This window comes from Winogradskyella aquimaris, from assembly GCF_042676105.1.
GTDB classification, from domain to species: domain Bacteria; phylum Bacteroidota; class Bacteroidia; order Flavobacteriales; family Flavobacteriaceae; genus Winogradskyella; species Winogradskyella aquimaris.
Genome location: NZ_JBHTJQ010000016.1, coordinates 424,197 through 447,869, shown reverse-complemented (window position 1 = coordinate 447,869; position 23,673 = coordinate 424,197). Strand labels below are relative to the sequence as shown.

Annotated in this window: 20 protein-coding genes; 14 read left to right on the top strand and 6 right to left on the bottom strand. The window is 34.8% G+C overall.

What is annotated here, in order from left to right:
- The first annotated feature begins 21 nt into the window (after positions 1 to 21).
- From dinB to ACFQ1K_RS11975, 5 genes are all read left to right on the top strand, one after another.
- Positions 22 to 1,134, top strand: coding sequence for a DNA polymerase IV (gene dinB, locus ACFQ1K_RS11995; RefSeq protein ID WP_320554509.1), 1,113 nt, complete (start codon positions 22 to 24; stop codon positions 1,132 to 1,134).
- Between the two features lie 98 nt (positions 1,135 to 1,232).
- Positions 1,233 to 1,670 (top strand): thioredoxin family protein, encoded by a 438-nt coding sequence (locus tag ACFQ1K_RS11990; protein WP_320554510.1) that lies wholly within the window; start codon positions 1,233 to 1,235, stop codon positions 1,668 to 1,670.
- Positions 1,671 to 1,673: 3 nt separating this feature from the next.
- A complete protein-coding gene (locus ACFQ1K_RS11985) occupies positions 1,674 to 2,660 on the top strand; it encodes an FAD:protein FMN transferase (RefSeq protein ID WP_320554511.1) in 987 nt (328 codons plus the stop codon).
- Positions 2,653 to 2,865, top strand: a complete 213-nt coding sequence (locus ACFQ1K_RS11980) for a DUF4266 domain-containing protein (protein WP_320554512.1) — start codon at positions 2,653 to 2,655, stop codon at positions 2,863 to 2,865. The genes ACFQ1K_RS11985 and ACFQ1K_RS11980 overlap by 8 nt, the downstream gene beginning before the upstream one ends.
- Before the next feature lie 10 nt (positions 2,866 to 2,875).
- On the top strand, positions 2,876 to 4,189 hold the full coding sequence (locus ACFQ1K_RS11975) for a DUF3570 domain-containing protein (protein ID WP_386134239.1): 1,314 nt from the start codon (positions 2,876 to 2,878) through the stop codon (positions 4,187 to 4,189).
- Between the two features lie 64 nt (positions 4,190 to 4,253).
- Here ACFQ1K_RS11975 and pyk read toward each other — a convergent pair whose 3' ends face one another.
- The 5 genes from pyk to ACFQ1K_RS11950 all read right to left on the bottom strand — a co-directional run bounded on the left by pyk (position 4,254) and on the right by ACFQ1K_RS11950 (position 8,555).
- On the bottom strand, positions 4,254 to 5,693 hold the full coding sequence (gene pyk, locus ACFQ1K_RS11970; RefSeq protein ID WP_320554513.1) for a pyruvate kinase: 1,440 nt from the start codon (positions 5,691 to 5,693) through the stop codon (positions 4,254 to 4,256).
- A gap of 4 nt (positions 5,694 to 5,697) precedes the next feature.
- Complete coding sequence (locus ACFQ1K_RS11965) at positions 5,698 to 6,174, bottom strand: IPExxxVDY family protein (RefSeq protein WP_320554514.1); 477 nt, start codon at positions 6,172 to 6,174, stop codon at positions 5,698 to 5,700.
- Between the two features lie 133 nt (positions 6,175 to 6,307).
- Complete coding sequence (gene rnc / locus ACFQ1K_RS11960) at positions 6,308 to 7,051, bottom strand: ribonuclease III (RefSeq protein ID WP_320554515.1); 744 nt, start codon at positions 7,049 to 7,051, stop codon at positions 6,308 to 6,310.
- A gap of 7 nt (positions 7,052 to 7,058) precedes the next feature.
- Positions 7,059 to 8,309, bottom strand: coding sequence for a beta-ketoacyl-ACP synthase II (gene fabF, locus ACFQ1K_RS11955; RefSeq protein WP_320554516.1), 1,251 nt, complete (start codon positions 8,307 to 8,309; stop codon positions 7,059 to 7,061).
- A gap of 12 nt (positions 8,310 to 8,321) precedes the next feature.
- Positions 8,322 to 8,555: an acyl carrier protein gene (locus ACFQ1K_RS11950; protein WP_008269813.1), complete on the bottom strand. Its 234-nt coding sequence runs from the start codon at positions 8,553 to 8,555 to the stop codon at positions 8,322 to 8,324.
- A gap of 183 nt (positions 8,556 to 8,738) precedes the next feature.
- Between ACFQ1K_RS11950 and purN the strand changes: the two genes are divergently transcribed.
- The 4 genes from purN to ACFQ1K_RS11930 all read left to right on the top strand — a co-directional run bounded on the left by purN (position 8,739) and on the right by ACFQ1K_RS11930 (position 12,885).
- Positions 8,739 to 9,305 (top strand): phosphoribosylglycinamide formyltransferase, encoded by a 567-nt coding sequence (purN, locus tag ACFQ1K_RS11945; RefSeq protein WP_320554517.1) that lies wholly within the window; start codon positions 8,739 to 8,741, stop codon positions 9,303 to 9,305.
- The gene (locus tag ACFQ1K_RS11940) at positions 9,298 to 9,939 is read left to right on the top strand and encodes a ribonuclease H family protein (RefSeq protein WP_320554518.1); all 642 of its coding nucleotides are present in this window, start codon (positions 9,298 to 9,300) and stop codon (positions 9,937 to 9,939) included. Before purN ends, ACFQ1K_RS11940 begins: the two co-directional genes overlap by 8 nt.
- Positions 9,940 to 10,017: 78 nt before the next feature.
- Positions 10,018 to 10,944: a PfkB family carbohydrate kinase gene (locus ACFQ1K_RS11935; protein ID WP_320554519.1), complete on the top strand. Its 927-nt coding sequence runs from the start codon at positions 10,018 to 10,020 to the stop codon at positions 10,942 to 10,944.
- Between the two features lie 42 nt (positions 10,945 to 10,986).
- A complete protein-coding gene (locus ACFQ1K_RS11930) occupies positions 10,987 to 12,885 on the top strand; it encodes an amidophosphoribosyltransferase (RefSeq protein ID WP_320554520.1) in 1,899 nt (632 codons plus the stop codon).
- Positions 12,886 to 13,392: 507 nt separating this feature from the next.
- On the opposite strand, the gene ACFQ1K_RS11925 is transcribed toward ACFQ1K_RS11930, so the two are convergent.
- On the bottom strand, positions 13,393 to 14,001 hold the full coding sequence (locus ACFQ1K_RS11925) for a superoxide dismutase (RefSeq protein ID WP_320554521.1): 609 nt from the start codon (positions 13,999 to 14,001) through the stop codon (positions 13,393 to 13,395).
- A gap of 112 nt (positions 14,002 to 14,113) precedes the next feature.
- Between ACFQ1K_RS11925 and ACFQ1K_RS11920 the strand changes: the two genes are divergently transcribed.
- The 5 genes from ACFQ1K_RS11920 to ACFQ1K_RS11900 all read left to right on the top strand — a co-directional run bounded on the left by ACFQ1K_RS11920 (position 14,114) and on the right by ACFQ1K_RS11900 (position 23,667).
- A complete protein-coding gene (locus tag ACFQ1K_RS11920; RefSeq protein WP_320554522.1) occupies positions 14,114 to 17,245 on the top strand; it encodes a UvrD-helicase domain-containing protein in 3,132 nt (1,043 codons plus the stop codon).
- A gap of 41 nt (positions 17,246 to 17,286) precedes the next feature.
- On the top strand, positions 17,287 to 18,480 hold the full coding sequence (kbl, locus tag ACFQ1K_RS11915) for a glycine C-acetyltransferase (RefSeq protein WP_320554523.1): 1,194 nt from the start codon (positions 17,287 to 17,289) through the stop codon (positions 18,478 to 18,480).
- Positions 18,481 to 18,604: 124 nt separating this feature from the next.
- Positions 18,605 to 20,011 (top strand): OmpA family protein, encoded by a 1,407-nt coding sequence (locus ACFQ1K_RS11910; protein ID WP_320554524.1) that lies wholly within the window; start codon positions 18,605 to 18,607, stop codon positions 20,009 to 20,011.
- A gap of 66 nt (positions 20,012 to 20,077) precedes the next feature.
- Positions 20,078 to 22,828, top strand: coding sequence for a PD-(D/E)XK nuclease family protein (locus ACFQ1K_RS11905; RefSeq protein WP_320554525.1), 2,751 nt, complete (start codon positions 20,078 to 20,080; stop codon positions 22,826 to 22,828).
- Positions 22,828 to 23,667, top strand: a complete 840-nt coding sequence (locus ACFQ1K_RS11900) for an alpha/beta hydrolase family protein (protein WP_320554526.1) — start codon at positions 22,828 to 22,830, stop codon at positions 23,665 to 23,667. Before ACFQ1K_RS11905 ends, ACFQ1K_RS11900 begins: the two co-directional genes overlap by 1 nt.
- Positions 23,668 to 23,673 lie beyond the last annotated feature (6 nt).

The following is a 23,673-nucleotide window of genomic DNA, read 5'->3' as shown; positions in this document are numbered from 1 at the left end:
TTTAATGTCTAAATTTACACTATGCTAAACGATTTACCAATTAGAAAAATCATTCATGTAGATATGGATGCCTTTTATGCTTCTGTTGAGCAAATGGATCATCCAGATCTTAAAGGTCAACCTATTGCAGTTGGTGGTGGTGGAAAACGCGGTGTTATTAGTGCGGCAAGTTACGAGGCAAGACAATTTGGTGTAAAAAGTGCTATGTCTGGTCGTTTAGCAGAAAAACTATGCCCACAACTTATTTTTGTGAAGCCACGATTTGATCGTTATAAGGACATTTCTAACCAAATACGTAAAATATTCTTTGACTACACAGATTTGGTCGAGCCTTTATCTTTAGATGAGGCTTATCTAGATGTTACCGAAAACAAAATAGGGCTGCCAAGTGCCACTTTAATTGCTAAGGAAATAAGGCAACGTATTTTTAATGAAATAGGCCTGACGGCTTCAGCAGGTATCTCAATCAATAAGTTTATAGCCAAAGTTGCTAGTGATTACAATAAACCTAACGGGCAAAAGACCGTAAATCCTGAAGAAGTGCTTCAATTTTTAGAAGCATTAGACATCAGAAAGTTTTATGGTATAGGTAAAGTAACTGCCGAAAAAATGTACCAAAAAGGCATTTTTACAGGAAAGGACCTAAAGTCTAAAAGTCTTGAGTATTTAGATAAGAATTTCGGCAAATCCGGTCGCTATTATTACCACGTAGTTAGAGGCATTCATAACAGTGAAGTAAAACCAAATCGCATAAGGAAATCCTTAGCTGCTGAAAGAACTTTTAGCAATAACCTGTCTTCTGAAATTTTTATGCTAGAAAAGCTAAACCATATAGCTGAAGAAGTTTCAAGACGTCTCGAGAAAAGTAACATTGCTGGCAAAACAATAACGCTCAAAATCAAATACAGTGATTTTACTTTACAGACTCGTAGTAAAACACTTCCATATTACCTCAGCGATAAATCCATAATCTTAGAAACGGCAAAAGAGCTTTTATATCAGGAAAAATTAAATAACTCAGTACGCCTTTTAGGAATATCGTTGTCTAATTTAAACACCGATAAACACAGCCCATCTGAATCAGCTTCCGAGGATAAAAAATCTGTTAGTGTACAGCTAAAGTTTGATTTTTAAATGTTTCTAAAAACAGCTGTCTATTGTAATAAAAGTTACACCTTTAAAAATAAATGGTCGTACCTTTCGTTAAAGTATAATCTTATTGGACTTAAAAAATGAAGGTAATACTCACTACACTGTCATTGCTGTTTTGTATTGCAATGGTCAACGCCCAAGAGTGGCACACAGATTTTTCTGAAGCACAAGAAATTGCCACTAGTAATAATAACCCAATTATTCTTGTTTTTCAAGGCTCTGACTGGTGCGGCCCTTGTATAAAATTGGATAGAGAAATTTGGTCAACAGACGAATTTAAATCTTATGCCAAGGCACATTATGTTATGCTAAAGGCAGATTTTCCAAGAAAAAAAAGCAATAAGCTGTCCGAAGAACAAACTGAAGCCAACAAAAAACTAGCCGAGAAATATAATAAACAAGGTTATTTTCCATTTGTAGTTGTTTTAAATTCAGACGGAGAAGTACTTGGTGAAACCGGCTACAAAAAAACAACCCCAAAAAAATATATAGAGGAAATAAATGCCTTTTTAAAATAGACTTTGAAACATCCTTTCATACTTATATTACTTGTAATTGCTGTTCATATCTGTTCGGCACAACAAACATTTAAAAAAACGCTGAAGTTAATGGGCAGTCGTTTTGATATTACAGTTGTAGCCAAAGATTCTCTTGAAGGTGATAAGTTTATTACAATGGGCATTAATGAAATTAAAAGAATCGAAAATCTTATATCGTCTTGGGATGAAAATTCGCAAACATCAAAAATTAACAGAAACTCGGGTATAAAACCGGTAGAGGTCGACTTGGAGTTATTTCAGTTTATAGAACGATCGATAGCCATTTCTCAACTCACGGATGGTGCTTTTGACATTAGCTATGCCTCAATGGACAAAATCTGGAAATTTGATGGTAGTATGAAAGAGATGCCAACCAAAGATCAAATCAAAGCTTCAATAGATAAAGTAGGTTTTAAGAATATAATCCTAGATAAATCCAAAAATACAGTCTTTTTAAAGCTTAAAGGCATGAAGATTGGCTTTGGAGCCATTGGCAAGGGCTACGCAGCAGACAAAGCTAAGGAATTACTCATTTCAAAAGGGGTTACTGCTGGCATTATCAATGCCTCTGGGGATATGAATACCTGGGGGAAACAACCTAATGGAAAAGAGTGGAAAGTGGCTATCACAAACCCTCTAAACAAAAATAAGGCATTTGCACTGTTACCTATTAATAACAGTGCTGTGGTAACTTCAGGTGACTATGAGAAGTTTGTTAATTTTAACGGAGTAAGATATTCTCATATCATTGACCCTCGTACAGGATATCCTGCCAATGGTATCATAAGCGTCACGGTTTTTGCCCCAAAAGCAGAATTAGCAGATGCATTGGCAACCTCTGTCTTTGTTATGGGAAAAGATACTGGTCTAGATCGTATTAATCAGCTCCCAAATATTGAATGTATAATCATAGATGACAAGGGAAACATCATTAAATCAAAAAATATAGAAATAGAAAATCATGATTAAACACGTAATAATAATAGGCTTTTTTTCATGCTTCTTGAGCAGCTGTGTGGTTGTAAAAGAATATGAAAAAGTAAATATTAATGATCCCGATATGGTATTGGCAGATAAAAAGTGCGATAGAAATGTCAGTACTATGCATTCATACAGGGAAGCTGCTACAGGTGCAAATGGAGGAAAAACTGGTGGAGGTTGTGGCTGTAACTAAAAAATAAAAATTGAAAAATTTAGTAATTATCCTAAGCCTGTTTAGTTTTTTTAAACTAACTGCCCAAATTGATCAAGACTCGAGCAATAGCTATAAAAAAAGAGTTTTAGAATCAACCGAGATTGATTTTTTATCGAGTTACTACACTCAAGACGGTGATAATGCTGCTGTAAGTGGTGGAACAGGTACCGAAGAGTTAACAGACGCAACTGCGACCTTCGTTGTATCCATTCCTTTGAATGCAGATGATGTATTAACAATTGATGCTGGTGTTTCTGCCTATACCTCTGCTTCTTCAAGTAATATAAATCCTTTTGATGATGGTACAGCTAATCCATTTCAGGCCTCATCTGGTGCCTCTAGTGGAGATGTTTGGTCAAACCTTACCGCAAGTTACAGCCATAACTCTGATGATAGGAATGATATCTGGTCTGCAAAGCTATCCGTATCTACCGAATATGATTATTTTTCTATTGGTTTTGGTGGTAGTTACACCAAGCTTTTCAATGAGAAAAATACAGAATTAAGTATTAGTGCTAATGTTTATTTAGATACATGGAATGCTATTTATCCTATTGAGCTTAGACCTTTTGGTGAAAATGGGAATGGCATAAATAATTCATTATTCACACAGAACACCATTACAGGAAACCAAAATTACAATCCTCTATTTGCAAAATTTAAAGATGAGACTAGAAACTCTTATTCTATTGGTTTTGGACTTTCCCAAATACTGCACAAAAATGTACAAGGATCACTTTCGGTAGATATAGTAAAACAAGATGGTTTATTGTCTACTCCTTTCCAGAGGGTATATTTTTCAGACGTTGCCGATTCTTTTATTGAAGACTTTCAGCTTGCAGATGCCATAGAGCAACTTCCAAGTTCAAGATTTAAAGTAGCTATTGGAGGGCGATTGAATTGGTACCTCAACGAATCCTTTACTATCAGGACATTTTATCGGTATTATTTTGATGATTGGGGCATTAATTCGCATACGGCTAGTTTAGAAGTTCCTTTTAAACTGTCCGATAAGTTTACACTATATCCATCCTATAGATTTTATAATCAAACAGCCGCAGACTATTTTTATCCTTATGAAACGGCTTTGTCAAGCTATGATTTTTACACCTCTGATTTTGATTTATCAAAATATTCATCAAATCAGTTTGGGTTCGGTATTTCTTACAACGATATATTCACAAAAGCTCATATTTGGAAATTTGGACTTAAAAGTATTGATCTAAAGTATTATAAGTACGATAGGAATACGACTTTTGGCTCAAGTATCGTGACCGCAGGGTTTAAATTTGTTATGAATTAAATACTTACAAATAAGCCCAACTTTTGGTAAAGTGTGTTGGCTAGATCCTTGAATACAATTTTAACTAAAAACTACAGCTCTCGATCTCCGTAACACGCAAGGTGTTTACCATGCCTCTTTCTTTTATAGGCATTGCTGCTAAACTAATTAGCATGTCACCGACTTCTAGATAACCTTTTTTACAGGCAATGGCATTAACATCCTCTATGGTTTCGTCCGTGCTTACAAAACGGTCATAATAAAACGCTTTGACTCCCCAAAGCAAACTTAATTGTGATAAAATGCGTCGATTAGATGTAAAGACCAAAATATGGGCTTTGGGTCTCCATGCCGAAATTTGAAAAGCTGTATACCCACTATTGGTTAAGGTTGAAATGGCTTTTGCATTGATCTCATTAGCCATGTTGGCCGCATGATAACATATCGATTTTGTAATATAACGCTTAGTTCGTATGTGCGGAGGTGATTGCGGCACCTCAATTAAAGGAGAGTCTTCTACACTCCTAATAATGTTAGACATTTGACGAATAACCTGAACAGGATACTGACCAACAGACGTTTCTCCGGAAAGCATTACAGCATCGGCACCATCCATTACGGAGTTGGCTACGTCATTAACTTCAGCACGTGTTGGGGTTAAACTCGTTATCATCGTTTCCATCATCTGCGTAGCAATAATTACAGGAATTCTTGCACGTTTTGCCCTAAGTACCAATTGCTTTTGGATTAGGGGTACTTCTTCTGCTGGGATCTCTACACCCAAGTCACCGCGCGCCACCATCAAGCCGTCACAATAAGCAACAATTTTGTCAATGTTTTCAACAGCTTCTGGCTTTTCGATCTTAGCAATTATTGGAATTTTATGGTCACTGTGCTCTTTTATTAGTTCCTCCAATTCCATTAAATCTTCCGCATGACGAACAAAGGATAATGCAATCCAGTCTACTTCTTGACTAATGGCAAAAATAGCATCCTCAATATCTTTCTCAGTTAAAGCTGGCTGGGAAATATTAGTGTTTGGAAGGTTGACTCCTTTTTTAGATTTTAAAGGTCCCCCTTGAATCACCTTTGCCTTAACCTCTTTTTTACCATCGGTTGAAACGACTTCAAAAATTAGCTTTCCGTCATCCAATAGAATTCGCTCACCTGGCTTAGCATCCTGTGGGAAGTTGTCATAAGTCATATAGACGCGCTCCTTAGTACCTTCAAAACGCTTTCCAGTAGCAAAAATAATTTCGTCTCCTTCATTTACTATAACTTCACCCTTCATTGTGCCCACTCTAAGTTTGGGTCCTTGTAAATCTGCTAAGATAGCTGCATTATATCCAAACTCATCATTGAGTTCTCGAATCATATTTATGCGCTCTTTGACATCATCATAATTAGCATGGGAAAAATTAATTCTGAATACATTAGCTCCTTCATCAAGCATCGCCTTTAAGGTTTCCTTATTACTTGTTGCTGGGCCTAATGTGGCTACTATTTTAGTTTTTTTGTTTGGCATCAATTTAAAAAATTAAATGGTCTTTTGATTTTAATTTAGACGGATTAACCGAATAGCTGGTTATGATTTGTGGTATATCTTGAAGCTTTCTTAATATAACTTTTTCATTGACATTTTGAATTTCATCAGAAATTTTAATGAAAAAATCTACCTTCTTATATTCTGGAACAAGATTGAAAGTCTTAATGACTTTTTCGCTGGTTTGGAATAATCCAGTACTGTACAAACTATCCTCTTCCTTTTTACAAACATTAGATACCAGATTCCAGGTAACGTATTGTGAGGTATTGTTCCACTCAAAAATACTGTACGAAGACTTTAAATATTCCATATCTATATCTTCTGTTTTTCTTTGTAACCTAAGGTCTAAACTTTGGTTAAGTAAATAGGCCAGTCGATAATCTTCTAACCTACAATGTATAGCAATAAGCTTGTAGGTATCATCATAAAAATCATCAACCATAAGTTTATGCAACGCCATAGGATTACAATTTCAGGGTAAATATAGTATAATATTAGATTGAAAATGTCATCTTTTGGTTAATCTTAACCCTTAAAACCTACGAAAACGTTATAGGTTTAAGGGCTTTAATCTAATTTTAATCAGGAAGGTATTAAATTAGCTTTGTGATTTGTTTTTGAAATGCAAAAAATGCCCGTTTAGAGGCCTTTTCCTCAGCTTTCTTTTTAGAGGTCGCCCTTGCTTTTGAAACCACCTTATCATTAATACTGAGTTTTACAGAAAAATGTTTTAATTCATCGTTACCTGTATCTTCATAAACTTCATAATCAAAAGTATTTTTCTCCTTTTGGCACCACTCAATCAGTAAACTTTTATAGCTTATGACTTTACCTTCTAAAGTTTCAATGTCTACATGTGGGTTAATAACCCTTTGATACAAAAACTTTTCACAAGCTTTAAAGCCTTTATCTAGATATATTGCACCAACCAACGCTTCAAACAAATTACCATGAATATTATTCCCAAAATTAGATTTAGGTATTCTACTTTGTACTAAATCAATGAGGTTTAACTCTTTACCTAATTCATTAAGGTGCTCTCTACTCACAACCTTGGATCGCATCTTGGTAAGATAGCCCTCATCCCCATGAGGCACTTGCTCATACAGGTAAGCTGCAATTACTGAGCTTATCATAGCATCACCAACAAACTCTAAGCGTTCATAATTGATAGGATTCCCCTTTTTATCCTTTATATTCATCGATCGATGCGTAAAGGCTTTGATATATAAATTTTGTGATTTTGGTTTGAACCCTAGAATTTCTTTAAGTTTCAAAAAAAAATTCCCGTCATCAAATGAACGGGAATTTTTTAATATGTTACGAATGAAACCCATTCGGGATTTAATCTAATTTTTTAAATAATACACAAGCGTTGTGACCGCCAAATCCAAATGTATTACTCATTGCGACTTTAATATCTCTTTTCTGAGCTTTATTGAGCGTTAAATTTAATTCTGGATCAATATTCTCGTCCGCAGTCTCGTGATTAATTGTTGGGGGTATAATACCATTTTCTAGCGCTAGGATAGACGCAATAGCTTCTATAGCGCCAGCAGCACCCAACAAGTGACCAGTCATAGACTTTGTAGAATTAATATTTATGTTTTTAGCATGGTCCCCAAACACTTCTGATATAGCTTTTAATTCGGCAACATCTCCTAAAGGTGTGGATGTTCCATGTGTATTAATATGATCTACATCTTCGGGTTTTAAACCAGCATTTTCCAAACAGTTTTTCATTACCGCAACAACTCCTATACCGTCAGGATGCGGAGCTGTCATATGATAAGCGTCAGAAGATAAACCTCCACCAACAACTTCTGCGTAGATTTTAGCACCTCTTGCTTTGGCATGCTCATACTCCTCTAAAACGATGGCGCCTGCACCCTCACCTAATACAAAACCATCTCTATTAGCATCGAAAGGTCTCGAGGCCGTTTCAGGACTATCGTTTCTAGTACTCATGGCGTGCATAGCGTTAAAGCCACCCATACCAGCAATGGTTACTGCTGCTTCACTTCCACCGGTTATTACAACATCACAATGCCCCAAACGAATGGTGTTTAAAGCATCGATCATTGAATTGGCAGAAGATGCACATGCAGAAACCGTTGTGTAATTCGGCCCCATGAAACCATACTTAATAGAAATGTTTCCTGGTGCTATATCTGCAATCATTTTTGGAATGAAACGAGGACTAAAACGAGGTGTGCCGTCACCCGCAGCATAGTTAAGCACTTCTTCCTGAAATGTTTCTAAGCCACCAATACCAGCCCCCCAAATTACTCCTACTCTGTATTTATTAATGGCGTCTAGATCTAATTTCGAATCTGCGATGGCCTCATCCGAAGCAACCATAGCATATTGCGAAAATTTATCCATCTGACGCGCTAACTTTCTATCAATAAAGTCAGTAACTTCAAAGTTTTTTATTTCACAAGCGAATTGCGTTTTGAACTTTTCAGCATCAAAATGCGTAATTGGGGCAGCACCACTTTTTCCATTAACAAGACCATTCCAATATTCATCTTTGGTATTGCCAATAGGTGTAAGCGCACCTAGACCAGTAACTACTACTCGCTTTAATTCCATAAAAATAAAGTCTTATTTTGCTTCTTCTATGTAAGAGATAGCTTGACCAACTGTTGCAATGTTTTCAGCTTGATCGTCTGGTATTTGAATATCAAATTCTTTTTCAAATTCCATGATTAATTCTACAGTATCTAATGAATCTGCACCTAAGTCGTTAGTGAAGCTTGCTTCAGTTACAACTTCGTTTTCATCGACACCTAATTTGTCTACGATAATCGCTTTTACTCTTGATGCAATGTCTGACATAATCTTTTAATTTTAAGTTTTAATTAGACCGCAAAAATAAAAAACTTTATTTTAAAAATCACCTTTACCGATAAAATGTGCATCTTAATGCTAAAAATTGATAGAAGTAATTCGATTTTGCGCCTAATTGTTAATTATTATTCTTTTTTTTGTTCTGAATAATAGTCCATTGATAGCCAATTTATGAAACGTATTGTAATTTTTGCGTCCGGAAGCGGATCTAATGCTGAAAATTTAATCAAGTTTTTTCAAAACAGCGATAATGCAACTGTTATTCAGGTTCTGACTAACAATCCCCATGCCAAAGTATTAGATAGATGTAAAAGGCTAAGTGTTAGCGCTTTGTCGTTCAATAGAATTGCATTTTCAAAATCTGAAGATGTCCTTAATATTTTAAAATCTTCAAATCCAGATTTAATTATACTAGCTGGTTTTCTTTGGAAATTTCCCGAATTTATTCTAAATGAATTTGAAAATAAGGTGATTAATATTCATCCTGCCCTACTTCCAAATTATGGTGGTAAAGGTATGTATGGCATGCACGTACATAATGCCGTCGTAGCGAATAAAGAAAAAGAAACAGGTATAACCATTCATTATGTCAATGAAAATTATGATGAAGGAGCCATCATTTTTCAAACAAAATGTGATGTAAAGCCCTCAGATTCAGCTGAAGATGTAGCCGCTAAAATTCACGAATTGGAAATGGAACATTTTCCAAAGGTTGTTGAAAAGCTTTTGAATGACTAAAAAAAAATCGAAATACTACACGGTTTGGAAAGGCCACAACACTGGAGTCTTTGAAAGTTGGGATGACTGTAAATCACAAATTAAAGATTTTAAAGGAGCGCAGTACAAATCGTTTTCAACTTTTGAAGCGGCCAAAAAAGCATACAAAGATGGACCAAAAGATTACATAGGTAAATCTAAAACTTTTAAAAGTGAACTTTCTGAAGCCCAATTAAAAAAAATTGGACAACCTAATTATCATTCCATTGCCGTTGATGCGGCCTCTTCTGGTAATCCTGGTAAAATGGAATATAGAGGTGTCGATACCAAAACAAAAAAGCAATTATTTATACAAGGTCCTTTTGAAGAAGGTACCAACAACATTGGTGAATTTTTAGCCATTGTTCACGGATTGGCATTTTTAAAACAACACAAGAGCGACCGCATTATCTACACAGACTCCAACACAGCAATGAGTTGGGTGCGTAAAAAAGCTTGTAACTCTAAGTTAGAACGTAATGAAAAAAACAAAGACTTATTTGAACTCGTAGATCGTGCCGTTAAATGGCTAAAAACAAATAACTATTCTACGACTATAGTTAAATGGGAGACTAAAGCCTGGGGAGAAATTCCTGCAGATTTTGGAAGGAAATAATTAAATTGAGATGGTGAATGTATATTTCATCGACAATATATTTTATGTACTTTTGCACCTTAATTCAAACTTACTTTAATGGGTAGATTAGTGATTGTTGGTACGGTAGCTTTTGATGCTATAGAAACACCTTTTGGTAAAACCGACAAAATCTTAGGTGGCGCTGGTACATTTATAGGCTTAGCGGCTTCCAATTTCAATGTAGATTCTGCTGTTGTGTCAGTTGTTGGTGGCGATTTTCCACAAGACTATTTAGATCTTATGTCTAATAAAAATATTGACGTTTCTGGTATAGAAATCGTACAAGATGGCAAAACGTTCTTTTGGAGTGGTAAATATCATAATGATATGAATTCTAGAGACACCTTAGTAACAGAATTGAACGTCCTAGCAGATTTTGAACCTAAAGTTCCTGAAAATTACAAAGATGCTGAAGTCGTAATGCTAGGAAATTTACACCCACTAACCCAGATGAGTGTATTGAACCAAATGACAACTAAACCAAAAATGGTCATTTTAGACACCATGAATTTTTGGATGGATTGTGCATTAGAAGATTTACACAACACCATAAAACATGTTGATGTGATTACCATTAATGATGAAGAAGCTAGACAATTGACCGGTGAATATTCTTTGGTTGTTGCAGCTAGAAAAATTCATGAAATGGGACCAAGGTATGTAGTGATTAAAAAGGGAGAGCATGGAGCATTACTATTTCATGACGATAGTGTCTTCTTTGCTCCAGCATTGCCATTGGAAGAAGTGTTTGACCCAACAGGTGCTGGCGATACCTTTGCTGGCGGTTTTGCAGGTTATTTGGCGAAAACTGGAGATTATTCATTCGAAAATTTAAAAACAGCAGTCATTTATGGCTCTACATTAGCCTCGTTTTGTGTTGAAAAATTTGGCACAGAACGTATGGAAAACTTAACAAACGAAGAAATACATAAACGTTTAGACCAATTTAAGAGTCTAACACAATTTGATATAGAATTATCTTAAATCCAGCGCGCTTAATTTTTAGCGCGTTTTTTATTACATATTATGAGTGATGCTTTAAAACACGAGTGTGGTATAGCGCTTATTAGGCTCTTAAAACCATTAGAATATTACAAAGAAAAATATGGCAGTGCATTTTATGGTGTAAATAAGATGTACCTAATGATGGAGAAGCAGCACAATCGTGGACAAGATGGTGCCGGATTTGCCAGTATAAAATTAGACACCAATCCTGGTGAACGCTACATAAGCAGGGTACGGTCTATTGCCCAGCAACCCATACAAGACATTTTTTCTCAAATAAACGCACGCATCAATAGTGAGATATCACAACATCCTGAGTATAAGGATAGTGTTGCGTTACAGAAAAAACATATTCCTTATATCGGCGAATTATTGTTGGGACATGTACGTTACGGAACATTTGGAAAGAATAGTGTAGAAAGTGTCCATCCCTTCTTAAGACAAAATAATTGGATGCACAGAAATCTAATTGTTGCTGGTAATTTTAACATGACTAATGTTAACGAACTTTTCAATAACCTTGTAGATATTGGACAGCATCCTAAAGAAAAGGCAGATACAATAACAGTAATGGAGAAAATAGGTCATTTTTTAGATGATGCCGTTGCTAAAATTTATAAAGACTTAAAAAAAGAAGGGTATTCTAAAATAGAGTGCTCACCTCTAATTGCAGAACGGTTGAAACTTAGTAAAATTTTAAGACGTGCTGCCAAAAATTGGGATGGAGGTTATGCTATGGCTGGACTATTAGGACATGGTGACTCTTTTGTTTTAAGAGACCCTGCAGGTATAAGGCCTGCTTATTATTACAGGGACGATGAAGTCGTTGTTGTAGCCTCAGAACGACCTGTTATACAAACCGTATTTAACGTTCCTTTTGATGCTGTGAAGGAATTGGATCCTGGTCATGCCATTATTACTAAAAAATCTGGCGAAACAAAAATTAAAAAAATATTAGAGCCCCTTGAGCGCAAAGCATGTTCATTCGAGCGCATTTATTTTTCTAGAGGAAGTGATGCTGAAATTTATGAAGAGCGAAAAGAATTAGGACGACTTTTAATGCCAAAAGTTCTAGAAGCCATTGATGAGGACACGAAAAATACAGTCTTCTCTTTTATCCCTAATACAGCAGAAACATCATTTTTTGGTATGATAGATACGGTTGAAGAACACCTTAACCACAAAAAAACTCAAGCCATACTAAATGGGCAGAGAGAGTTATCCGCTCAAAAAGTTGAAGAGATTTTATCTGAAAGACCACGAATTGAGAAAATTGCCATTAAAGACGTAAAATTAAGAACCTTCATTACAGAAGATAGTAGCAGGGATGATTTAGTTGCCCACGTCTACGACATTACGTATGGTGTCATAAAACCAACAGACAACTTGGTGATTATAGACGATAGTATTGTTAGAGGAACCACCCTAAAGAAAAGTATCATAAAAATGATGGACCGGTTAAATCCTAAAAAAATTGTTGTGGTTTCTTCAGCGCCACAAATACGATATCCGGATTGTTATGGCATTGATATGGCAAACCTTGAAAGTCTAGTGGCTTTTAGGGCTGCTTTAGAATTATTAAAGGATAACAATCGATATCATATTGTGGATGAGGTTTACCAAAAATGCTTAAAGCAAGTAGATCTTAAAGATAAAAATGTGGTCAACCATGTCAAAGAAATTTACGACAACTTTACCGATGAGCAGATTTCTGATAAAATATCAGAGCTCTTAAGTGATGAATCTGTAAATGCGGAAGTAAAAATTATTTTTCAGTCCGTAGAAAACTTGCACAAAGCATGTCCGAAAAACTTAGGAGATTGGTATTTTACGGGTAATTATCCTACAGATGGTGGAAATAGAGTTGTTAATAGAGCATTCATTAACTTTTACGAAGGCAATAAAGAGCGTGCCTACTAATCATCCTAATGATATAACGTTTAATCCGAAAAATTAAGTATTTTGTCGGCAATAAGTGCATTTCGTCTAATATATATAAGGTTTTAACAAATAAAAATTACATTGGTATCACCATAACATAAGTAGGTTAAGTTCATGGTAGATTTGGGGCAAAAAAAGGTGAACAGTGTTCACCTTTTTTTATGGACATAATTTAAAGTAAAACTTTAAGTTAATTTACTCAATGTCATCCTGTTTTTACTTGTTAGCCTTATTCTATTGCACGAGTTTCCACGCTTAGACTAATATATAGGTCGTTTATCCAATAAATTTAACTATTAAATTATTGTAAACTTATATTTGAATCACCATAACATAAGTAGGTTAAGTTTATGGTAGATTTGGGGCAAAAAAGGTGAACTCTCTGTTCACCTTTTTTCATTTTTAATTCCCGTTAAAGTTTAGAATCCATGTCATAAAAAAGCCAGACCGAAAAAGTCTGGCTTTGTTTGTTATATTATTTTAAAACTATTTAGCTTCAGCATAACGACGCTCAACTTCGTTCCAGTTGATGACTTTGAAAAAAGCCTCTATATAATCTGGTCTTCTATTTTGGTAGTTTAGATAGTATGCATGTTCCCACACATCTAAACCTAATATAGGAGTACCGCCACAACTAACGCCCGGCATTAATGGGTTATCTTGGTTTGGTGTTGAACAAACTTCTACTTTGCCTCCTTTGTGCACGCACAACCAAGCCCATCCTGAGCCAAATTGAGTCGCTGCAGCTTTAGAAAAAGCTTCAACAAAAGCGTCTTTAGAACCAAATTCTGCTTCAATAGCATCTTTTAACTCTCCTGATAGATAACCTCTATCCTCAGGATTTAATACATCCCAAAATAAAGAATGATTATAAAAGCCACCACCATTATTTCTAACAGCCATATTGTTCATGTCTAAATTAGTTAGGATGTCTTCAATAGATTTTCCTTCTAAATCTGTTCCTTCAATGGCAGCGTTTAACTTTGTTGTGTAGCCATTATGGTGCTTCGTATGGTGTATCTCCATTGTACGCGCATCTATATGTGGTTCTAGAGCATCGTAAGCGTATTTTAGTTTTGGTAATTCAAAAGCCATAATATTTTGTTTTTTAGTGTTACTATTCCAATTTTAACAAATTTACAATTTTGAAAACAAGAAGTTCTAAATAAATTATTAAGATTCCCTATTTTGGTATAAAATTTATCTTTTGCAAGACTCCTCCTTTAAAATATATAATGCATCGGCAGGTAGTGGTAAAACATTTACCTTGGCAAAGACCTATATTAAAATTCTTGTCGGCTCAAAAAGCAATGATCAATTCAAGTCCATATTAGCTATTACATTTACCAATAAAGCTGTGGGTGAAATGAAGGAACGCATTATAGAAATGCTGAAATTGTTTTCACAAGAAGAAAGCTTGTCGGAACCACACGCCATGTTTATTTCAATCTGTGAGGAACTATCAATTACCCCAGAGTTTCTTATGAAACGATCAAAGCAAATTTTAAAGCATATCATGCACAATTATGGGGCTTTTGATATTTCTACAATCGATGGTTTTACGCATAGGGTCATAAGAACCTTTGCTCATGATTTAAAACTACCCGTGAATTTTGAAGTTGAATTAGACCAAGACCGTCTTCTTAATGAAGCTGTTGACAATTTAATTTCGAGAGCTGGTGAAAATGAAACCTTAACCCAAACACTTGTCGATTTTGCCATTGAAAAAGCAGATGATGATAAAAGTTGGGATATTAGTTACGACTTTAATAAAATAGCCAAGGTTTTAGTTAATGAAAACGACATTGATGCCATTGAAAGCTTTAAGGACAAAACCATTGATGACTTTAATGCCTTAAAATCTGCTCTCATAAAAGATATCGATGCCATTGAAAGCGAGATTAAATCAACTGCAAACAATGTGCTAAACTTGATAGAAGAATGTGGACTGCAGTTTGATGATTTTAACAGAAAGTCATTGCCTAATCACTTTTACAACCTAAGTCAGTACAACTTCAGTGTTTCCTTTACCTCGGCATGGCAAAATGATCTAATTGAAGGTGGCACCCTTTACCCCAAACGCGTTAAAGATGCAATAGCTCAAACGATAGAAAGTATTCAGCCGAATTTATCTGAGGCGTTTTTAAAAACCAAAGACCTGATTTTTGAACTCAGGCTAAAACAAGGGTTTTGTAAAAACATCACACCGCTTTCCGTTTTAAGCGCTATACAATATGAGTTAAATGTTCTCAAAGAGGAACAAAATAAAATGCTTATATCAGAATTCAATAAGATTATAAGTAATGAAATTAAAGGTCAGCCAACTCCCTTTATTTACGAACGTTTAGGGGAAAAATTTAAGCATTATTTTATTGATGAGTTTCAGGATACCTCTCAAATGCAATGGGATAATTTAGCCCCTCTTTTAGACAATGCCCTTTCTGCATCAAATGGTTCTGCAATGCTTGTGGGAGATGCCAAACAGTCGATTTACAGATGGCGAGGTGGTGAACCAGAACAGTTTATTAATCTCTACAATAAAACAACTAATCCATTTCAGATTGAAGCTGAAGTTCTGAGCTTAGATACCAACTATAGGAGTGCCAAAGAAATAATTAATTTCAATAATGACTTCTTTCAATTTTTAAGTCAAAACTATTTTAACGATAGTAGATACGCAGAACTTTATTTAAATTCTAATCAAGAAACTTTTAAAAATCTTGAAGGATTTGTAAATATTGAGTTTTTAGATATTTCAAAAGACGATGATACGACTGAATTATATGCGCAAAAAACATTTAGTACAATTATAGAATGTATTAAAAACGGGTATACTTTTGATGATATTTGTGTTATCGTTAGAAAAAGTAAAGAAGGAGTTGCTATTGCTCATTTTCTCAGTGAAAGAGGCATTAAAATCACCTCATCTGAGACCCTACTTTTAAAAAATTCGGAAAAAGTTCTATTTCTAGACTCACTTTTAAGATTATTTATTGAACCCGAAAATGATAATTTAAGAATCGAGATTTTATCTTTTTTAGCGACTTATTTTAATATCGAGGATAAACACTCGTTTTACAGCACTCATCTTAATATTAGTTTTGAGGAAATGCTGAAAAGATTTGAAGACTTAAATATCTATTTAAACAAAAACAAGCTCTTCCAATTACCTCTATATGAGCTAGTAGAAGAATTAATAAGAGCTTTCAACTTTCATAATACATCTGATGCTTTTCTTCAGTTTTATTTGGACGTTATATTTGAGTTTACTCAACAACAAAATTCTGACTTAACAGCATTTATTAATTATTTTGAAAAGAAAAAAGACACCTTAAGTGTTGTGTCGCCAAAAAACGACAATGCCATTCAAATAATGACCATTCATAAGTCTAAGGGATTAGAGTTTCCAATCGTGATATTTCCATTTGCGGAACTGGATATTTACAGAGAGGTAGAACCAAAGGTTTGGTTTCCTGTTGAGAAAAAAGACTATCAAAATTTTGAAACCCTATTACTTAATTACAATAGTGATGTCGCAAATTTTGGAATGGTTGGTGAGCACCTTTATGACCTACATCAAAATCAGTTGGAGTTAGATAATATTAATCTTTTGTATGTGACATTAACAAGGGCTGTAGAGCAACTTTATATCATTTCAAAGAAAGATATAAATTCAAAAGGTGTTGTAAATGAGAAAACATATGCTGGTATGTTTATATCTTATCTACAACATAAAGGCTTATGGACTGATGACTCTTTAAACTACGATTTTGGAACATATCAACCCAACAAAAAAGAAAAAACGCCTAAGGCCGAAGCCAATAGTATTAACCTAATATCTGTACCTAAAGAAAATCATAATTTGCAAATTATCACTAAGGCGGGTCAACTTTGGGACACAAAACAAGGTGAGGCCATAGAAAGAGGTAATTTGGTACATCTTATATTATCTAAAATTAAAACCTTTGATGATATTGACTTTGCCATTGATGATTTGTTAGTCTCTGGAGACATAGCCAAACAAGATGAAGAAATCCTAAGATCGACCGTGATGGAAGTTATACAACATCCTAAACTAAACTATTATTTTCAAAATATACATAAGGTTTACAACGAAAGGGATATTGTGACGCCTATGGGTGAAATTCTTAGACCAGATCGCATTAATATCAATCTAAAAAATGAAGCTGTCCTCATAGATTACAAAACAGGTGAGCAAAAAACATCACATAAATCACAATTACATGCCTATGCCTCTGTACTTGAGAGCATGAACTATAATGTAAAACACAAATATCTAGTTTATATAAATGATCGTGTTGAAGTCATTGAAGTCTAATTTCAAGATAGTATCTTTGCTAAACAACTAATATCAAAAATATGTACGGAAATATCAAAGCACATTTACAAAAAGAAATAGAAGCAATAAAAGAGGCAGGACTTTTTAAAGAAGAGCGTATAATCACTTCGCCTCAAGGCGCTGAAATTACTTTAAATACAGGACAAAAAGTTCTAAATTTTTGTGCTAACAACTACTTAGGGTTGTCCTCACATCCAGAAGTTATAAAAGCCGCAAAAGATACTTTAGATAGTCATGGCTTTGGGATGTCTTCTGTCCGTTTTATATGCGGCACCCAAGATATACATAAAGAGCTGGAGCAGAAAATCGCAGATTTTTATGGTACTGAAGACACCATTTTGTATGCGGCTGCTTTTGATGCTAACGGAGGTGTCTTTGAGCCCCTTTTAACTCATGAAGACGCCATCATTTCAGACTCGTTGAACCATGCTTCTATTATTGATGGTGTTAGACTTTGTAAAGCGGCTAGGTATCGTTATCAAAATAACGATATGAACGACCTGGAAAAACAACTTATCGCCGCTAACGAAAATGGATCTCGTTTTAAAATCATAGTAACTGACGGTGTATTTTCCATGGACGGATTAGTAGCTCCATTGGACAAGATTTGTGATTTAGCCGATAAATATGATGCTATGGTTATGATTGATGAATGCCATGCTGCTGGGTTTATTGGTGAACACGGCATAGGAACTTTGGAAGAAAAAGGCGTTTTAGGAAGAATCGACATTATAACAGGCACCTTGGGAAAAGCTTTAGGTGGAGCCATGGGTGGTTACACTACCGCTAAAAAAGAAATTGTAGAAATTTTACGTCAACGTTCTCGTCCGTATCTATTCTCAAACTCATTGGCCCCTACAATTGTTGGTGCTTCTATTAAGGTCTTTGATATGCTCAAAAACGACACATCATTAAGAGATAAATTAGATTGGAATACCAAGTATTTTAAAAAAGAGCTTAAAAAAGCAGGCTTTGATATCATAGATGGTGATTCTGCCATTGTCCCGGTAATGCTCTATGATGCTAAGCTGTCACAGACCATGGCAAATATGCTATTGGAAGAAGGGGTTTACGTTATTGGATTCTTCTATCCTGTGGTTCCAAAAGAAAAAGCGAGAATTCGCGTACAATTATCTGCAGCCCATAGCAAAGAACAATTGGACAAAGCCATAGATGCTTTTATAAAAGTCGGTAAAAAACTAGAAATTATTTAAAATCGTTACAAACTCTTTATTTTAGGGCGTTGTAACAATATTTTTATATATTTGTCTTTGTTAATAACATTTAACAACTTACATTTGCCAACAATTAACACTTAAAATTAAAATTAATTAGAATATGAAAAATCTTAGCAGATTACTCTTCGCTGTAGTGCTTCTTATGAGTTTCAGCACTACTTTTGCTCAAGACAAGAACAATCCCTGGGCTGTCACTATTGGTGCTAACGCTGTAGACTTATATCCGGTAGGAGAGAATGCTCCTCAAGGGGACTATTTTGATGAGTACTTCAACGTAACAGATCACTGGAATATCTTTCCTTCACTATCTACAATTTCCATTTCTAGATATTTAAGTGATGGATTCACTTTTACAGCTACTGGATCACTTAACAGAATTGATAAGGTAGGTTCTGTTGACGTCCCTGGTTCTGACGAATCTATAATAGCCACCGTTGATGATTTAACATATTACGGTCTTGACGGTAGAGTGTCTTACAGCTTTATGGATTTAATCAATTCAAAATCTATCGACCCATATCTTGGTGTTGGTGGTGGTTATACTTGGGTTGATGACATAGGTGCTGGGACTTTAAACGGTTCATTAGGATTTAGATATTGGTTTTCAGAGAAAATTGGTATCGACGTAAACTCTACATACAAACATGCCTTCGAAGATTATTTACCTAAACATTTTCAACACTCTGTTGGTTTAGTTTTAAAATTCGGTGGTACTGACACAGATGGTGATGGTATTTATGACCAAGACGATGCTTGTCCAGAAGAAGCTGGTTTAGAAATTTTCAATGGTTGTCCAGATTCTGACAACGATGGTATCCAAGATTCTAAAGATGACTGTCCTAATACAGCTGGTTTAGCTGAATTTAATGGTTGTCCAGACTCTGACGGTGATGGTGTTATGGACAAAGACGATAAGTGTCCTGATACAGCTGGTTTAAAAGCATTAATGGGTTGTCCGGATGCTGATGGTGACGGTGTTGCTGATGGTGATGACAACTGTCCTAATGAAGCAGGACCTGCTGCAAATAATGGATGCCCTTGGCCTGATACTGATGGTGATGGTGTTTTAGACAAAGACGATAAGTGTCCTAATGAGGCTGGTGATGTTGCTAACAACGGATGTCCTATAATTGAGCCTTCTGCAGAAGTAGTTAAGTCATTAAACACTTACGCTAGAGATATCTTATTTGATACAGGTAAAGCATCCTTCAAAAAGGAAACTGATGAGGTTTTACAAGCAATGGTAGTTATCTTCAAGGAATACCCAAGAGCTAACTTTACAATTGAAGGTCATACTGATAGTGTTGGTTCTAAAGCGACTAACCAAAAGTTATCTGAAAGAAGAGCCAACGCAGTTAGAGATTACTTAATCGCTAATGGTATTGACGCTAACAGATTAACTGCTGCAGGTTATGGTGAAGATAAGCCAATCGCTAGCAATGCCACAAGAGCTGGTAGAGCAGAAAACAGACGTGTTGAAGTTAATTTAGTAAAATCTGAGGACTAAGCTAAATAACTGATTTTAATAAATAAAAAACGTTCCGAAATTCGGAACGTTTTTTATTTTTATACAATGGGTAATTTTATAAAATCTGTATTATTAGATTTAAAAAATAAAGACTTCAAGCTTGAAGATTTAATCTTCATACTTCCTAGTAAACGTGCTGGAGTTTTTCTAAAACATCACCTATCCCAACTAACCCAATACGCAACTTTTGTTCCTCATATTTTAAGTATTGAAGAATTTGTAGAAGAGATATCTGGCTTAAAAAGTCTTAACAATGTTGATGCCTTATTCAAATTATACAATACCTATTCTGAAGTTTCACCAAAAGACACCAGGGAATCTTTTGATGCTTTTTCTAGTTGGGCTCAATTATTATTACAAGACTTCAATGAAATAGACCGTTATAATAGGGATTCAAATGCGATTTTTGACTATTTGAAAGCTATCAAAGAGATTGATCATTGGTCTATAAATAAAGATCAAACTGACTTAATACGATCATACTTACAATTTTGGCAGCAGCTTAAGGAATATTATAAGGTTTTTACTGAAACGCTGCTTAACGATAGACAAGGTTACCAAGGATTAATTTATAGGGAAGCCGTTGAAAACCTCGAGTCATACATTGAAGCTCATTCCCATAAAAATTATGTTTTTTTAGGCTTCAATGCTTTAAATACTTGTGAATCCCTAATTATACAAGGACTACTTAAAAGTGGGTCTGGTCTCATATATTGGGATATTGATAACATGTTTTTAGAAGATAATATTCATGATGCAGGTCTTTTTATCAGGCAATACTTAGCCGAGTGGAATTATTATAAGACACAGCCCTTTCATTGGTCAACAAGTCACTATAAAGAAAAGAAAAGCATACAAATAATTAGTGTTCCAAAACAGGTTGGCCAAGCAAAGTATATCGGACAGATTTTAGAAAATCTAAACGTTCAAAACCATGACCTTAAGAATACTGCTGTAATATTAGGTGAAGAAAACTTGTTGATTCCAGTACTCAACTCTATATCAGAACATATAAATAAAGTAAATGTTACCATGGGATTGCCATTAAAGTTTGTGCCTTTGGCTTCCCTCTTTGACCAACTCTTTACCATTCATAAGAAAAACACTTCAAGATACTATTTTAGAGATGTCATAGCGCTTATTTCAAATCCATCAATATACAATCTGTTCGAATCTAATGAAGGCAATGATTTAAAGGGTATCTTAGATAATATCTATAAAAATAATTTGGTCTATCTCTCCCTTAATGAACTTAAAAACATTGCCCATAAAAACACCCACTATTTAATAGGTTTATTATTTAGTTCGTGGAATGACAACTCGAAAATAGCTTTACAACATTGTTCAGATTTAATCCACTTAATTAAATCTAACAACACCCTTAACCATCTAGATTTAGAATATTTATACCGTTTTCATTCATTATTTAACCAAATATCGGAGCTCAATAACAATTACAAGTACTTAAACTCAATTGCTTGTTTATACAAAGTATACAATGATTTATTACAAACCGAAACATTAGATTTTAAAGGCGAACCTCTCGAAGGGTTACAAATTATGGGGATGCTAGAATCACGTGTATTAGATTTTGAAACCGTAATTATCAGTTCTGTAAACGAAGGTATTTTACCAGCTGGTAAGGCTAATAATTCATTTATTCCATATGATGTTAAGCGTGAAAATAATCTGCCAACCTACAAGGAAAAAGATGCGGTCTATACATACCATTTCTATAGATTATTACAACGTGCAAAAAATATTTATCTGCTGTATAATACCGAAGTAGATGCCCTAAGGGGTGGTGAAAAAAGTAGGTTTATAACCCAGATGGAAGTGGAAGGTATTCATGAGCTGAAGCATATTGTTGTGTCTCCAGAAGTTGTTTTAACTGACAAAAAACTAAAACAGATTACTAAAACTAGAGCCATCCTTGATAGACTAAAAGAACTATCTGGGCTAGGGTTTTCACCATCATCTTTAACTAATTACATCAGAAACCCTATAGACTTTTATTACGAAAAGATTTTAGGTGTTAAAACCTTTGAAGAGGTAGAAGAAAACATAGCAGCCAATACACTAGGCTCTGTCATACATAATACATTAGAGGATTTTTACAAACCTCTTGAAGGTAAAATGCTCACGATTGTTGACCTCCAATCCTTTAAGGAAAAAATTAAGCCTACAGTTACTAAACATTTTAAAGCCCTTTATAGAGAAGGTGATTTTACTTCTGGAAAAAACCTCATCATTTTTGAAATAGCTCAAAGGTATATCTCAAATTTCATAAATTCTGAAATTAAACAACTCAAAGAAGGTAAACTAATAAAAATATTAGCCATAGAGGCAGAGGAAAAAATTGAACTGAATATTGAAGGCATCCCTTATCCGATATACTTAACCGGTAAGGTGGATAGGATAGATCAAATTGATGGTGTGACTCGAGTTATTGACTACAAATCTGGTAAAGTGAGCCAAAGTAAAGTGGAAATTGTTAGTTGGGAGGATATTACGACAGATTACGACAAGTATAGTAAATCGTTCCAGGTTCTCTGTTATGCTTATATGATGCATCAAAAAAAACGCATCAAACTGCCCATTGAGGCTGGTATTATTTCTTTTAAAAATTTAAATGGAGGTTTCCTGAAATTTGGGGTGAAAGAATCTACACGAAGTCAAAAGAAAAATCAAATCATCACTGAAGAAACATTAAGCAACTTTGAAGTTGAGCTTAAAAAACTCATCTCTGAAATATGTAACCCTAGCACAGATTTTATTGAAAAAGAACTAGACTAATGCTTATAGAAAAAAATCAAATATTTAAAAGGGAAAATAATAAGCCCATTTTAATTGATACTTTTTACCAAGAAAACAAAACTAAACAACCCATAGTTGTGTTTTGCCATGGTTATAAAGGTTTCAAAGATTGGGGAGCCTGGGATCACATGGCAAAATCCATCGCAAAGGCAGGGTTCTGCTTTATAAAATTCAATTTTTCCCATAATGGTGGCACCATGGAAAATCCAATTGATTTCCCAGATTTGGAAGCGTTTGGAAATAACAATTATACCAAAGAATTGGATGACCTAGATGATGTTATCTATTGGGCCATAGCAAAGTTTAAGGAAAACGTATATGTTTCAGAAAATAACATCAATCTTATTGGTCATAGTCGTGGCGGTGGCATTTCTATTATAAAAGCTTCTGAAGATGAACGAATTAAAAACCTTATAACCTTAGCCAGTGTTTGCGATTTTGCCAAGCGAACTGCTACTATTGGCGATTTGAAAAAATGGAAAGAAAATGGGGTGAAATATGTTATTAATGGCAGAACCAAACAACAAATGCCACATTACTACCAGTTTTATGAAGACTTTAAAGCAAACGAAGAGCGATTAAACATTGAATCTGCCGAAAAACGGTTACAAATACCTCATTTAATTATCCATGGCGATAAAGATACCTCGGTAAATATAGACGAAGCTTACTCCTTACACCGCTGGAATCCACATAGCCACATCCAAATTATAGAAGGTGCAGATCACGTATTTAATATCAGACATCCTTGGACAAAAGAAGTCGTGACAAATGAATTCTCGGAGGCCATATCACATATGGTTAACTTTATGCAATGATGCCCT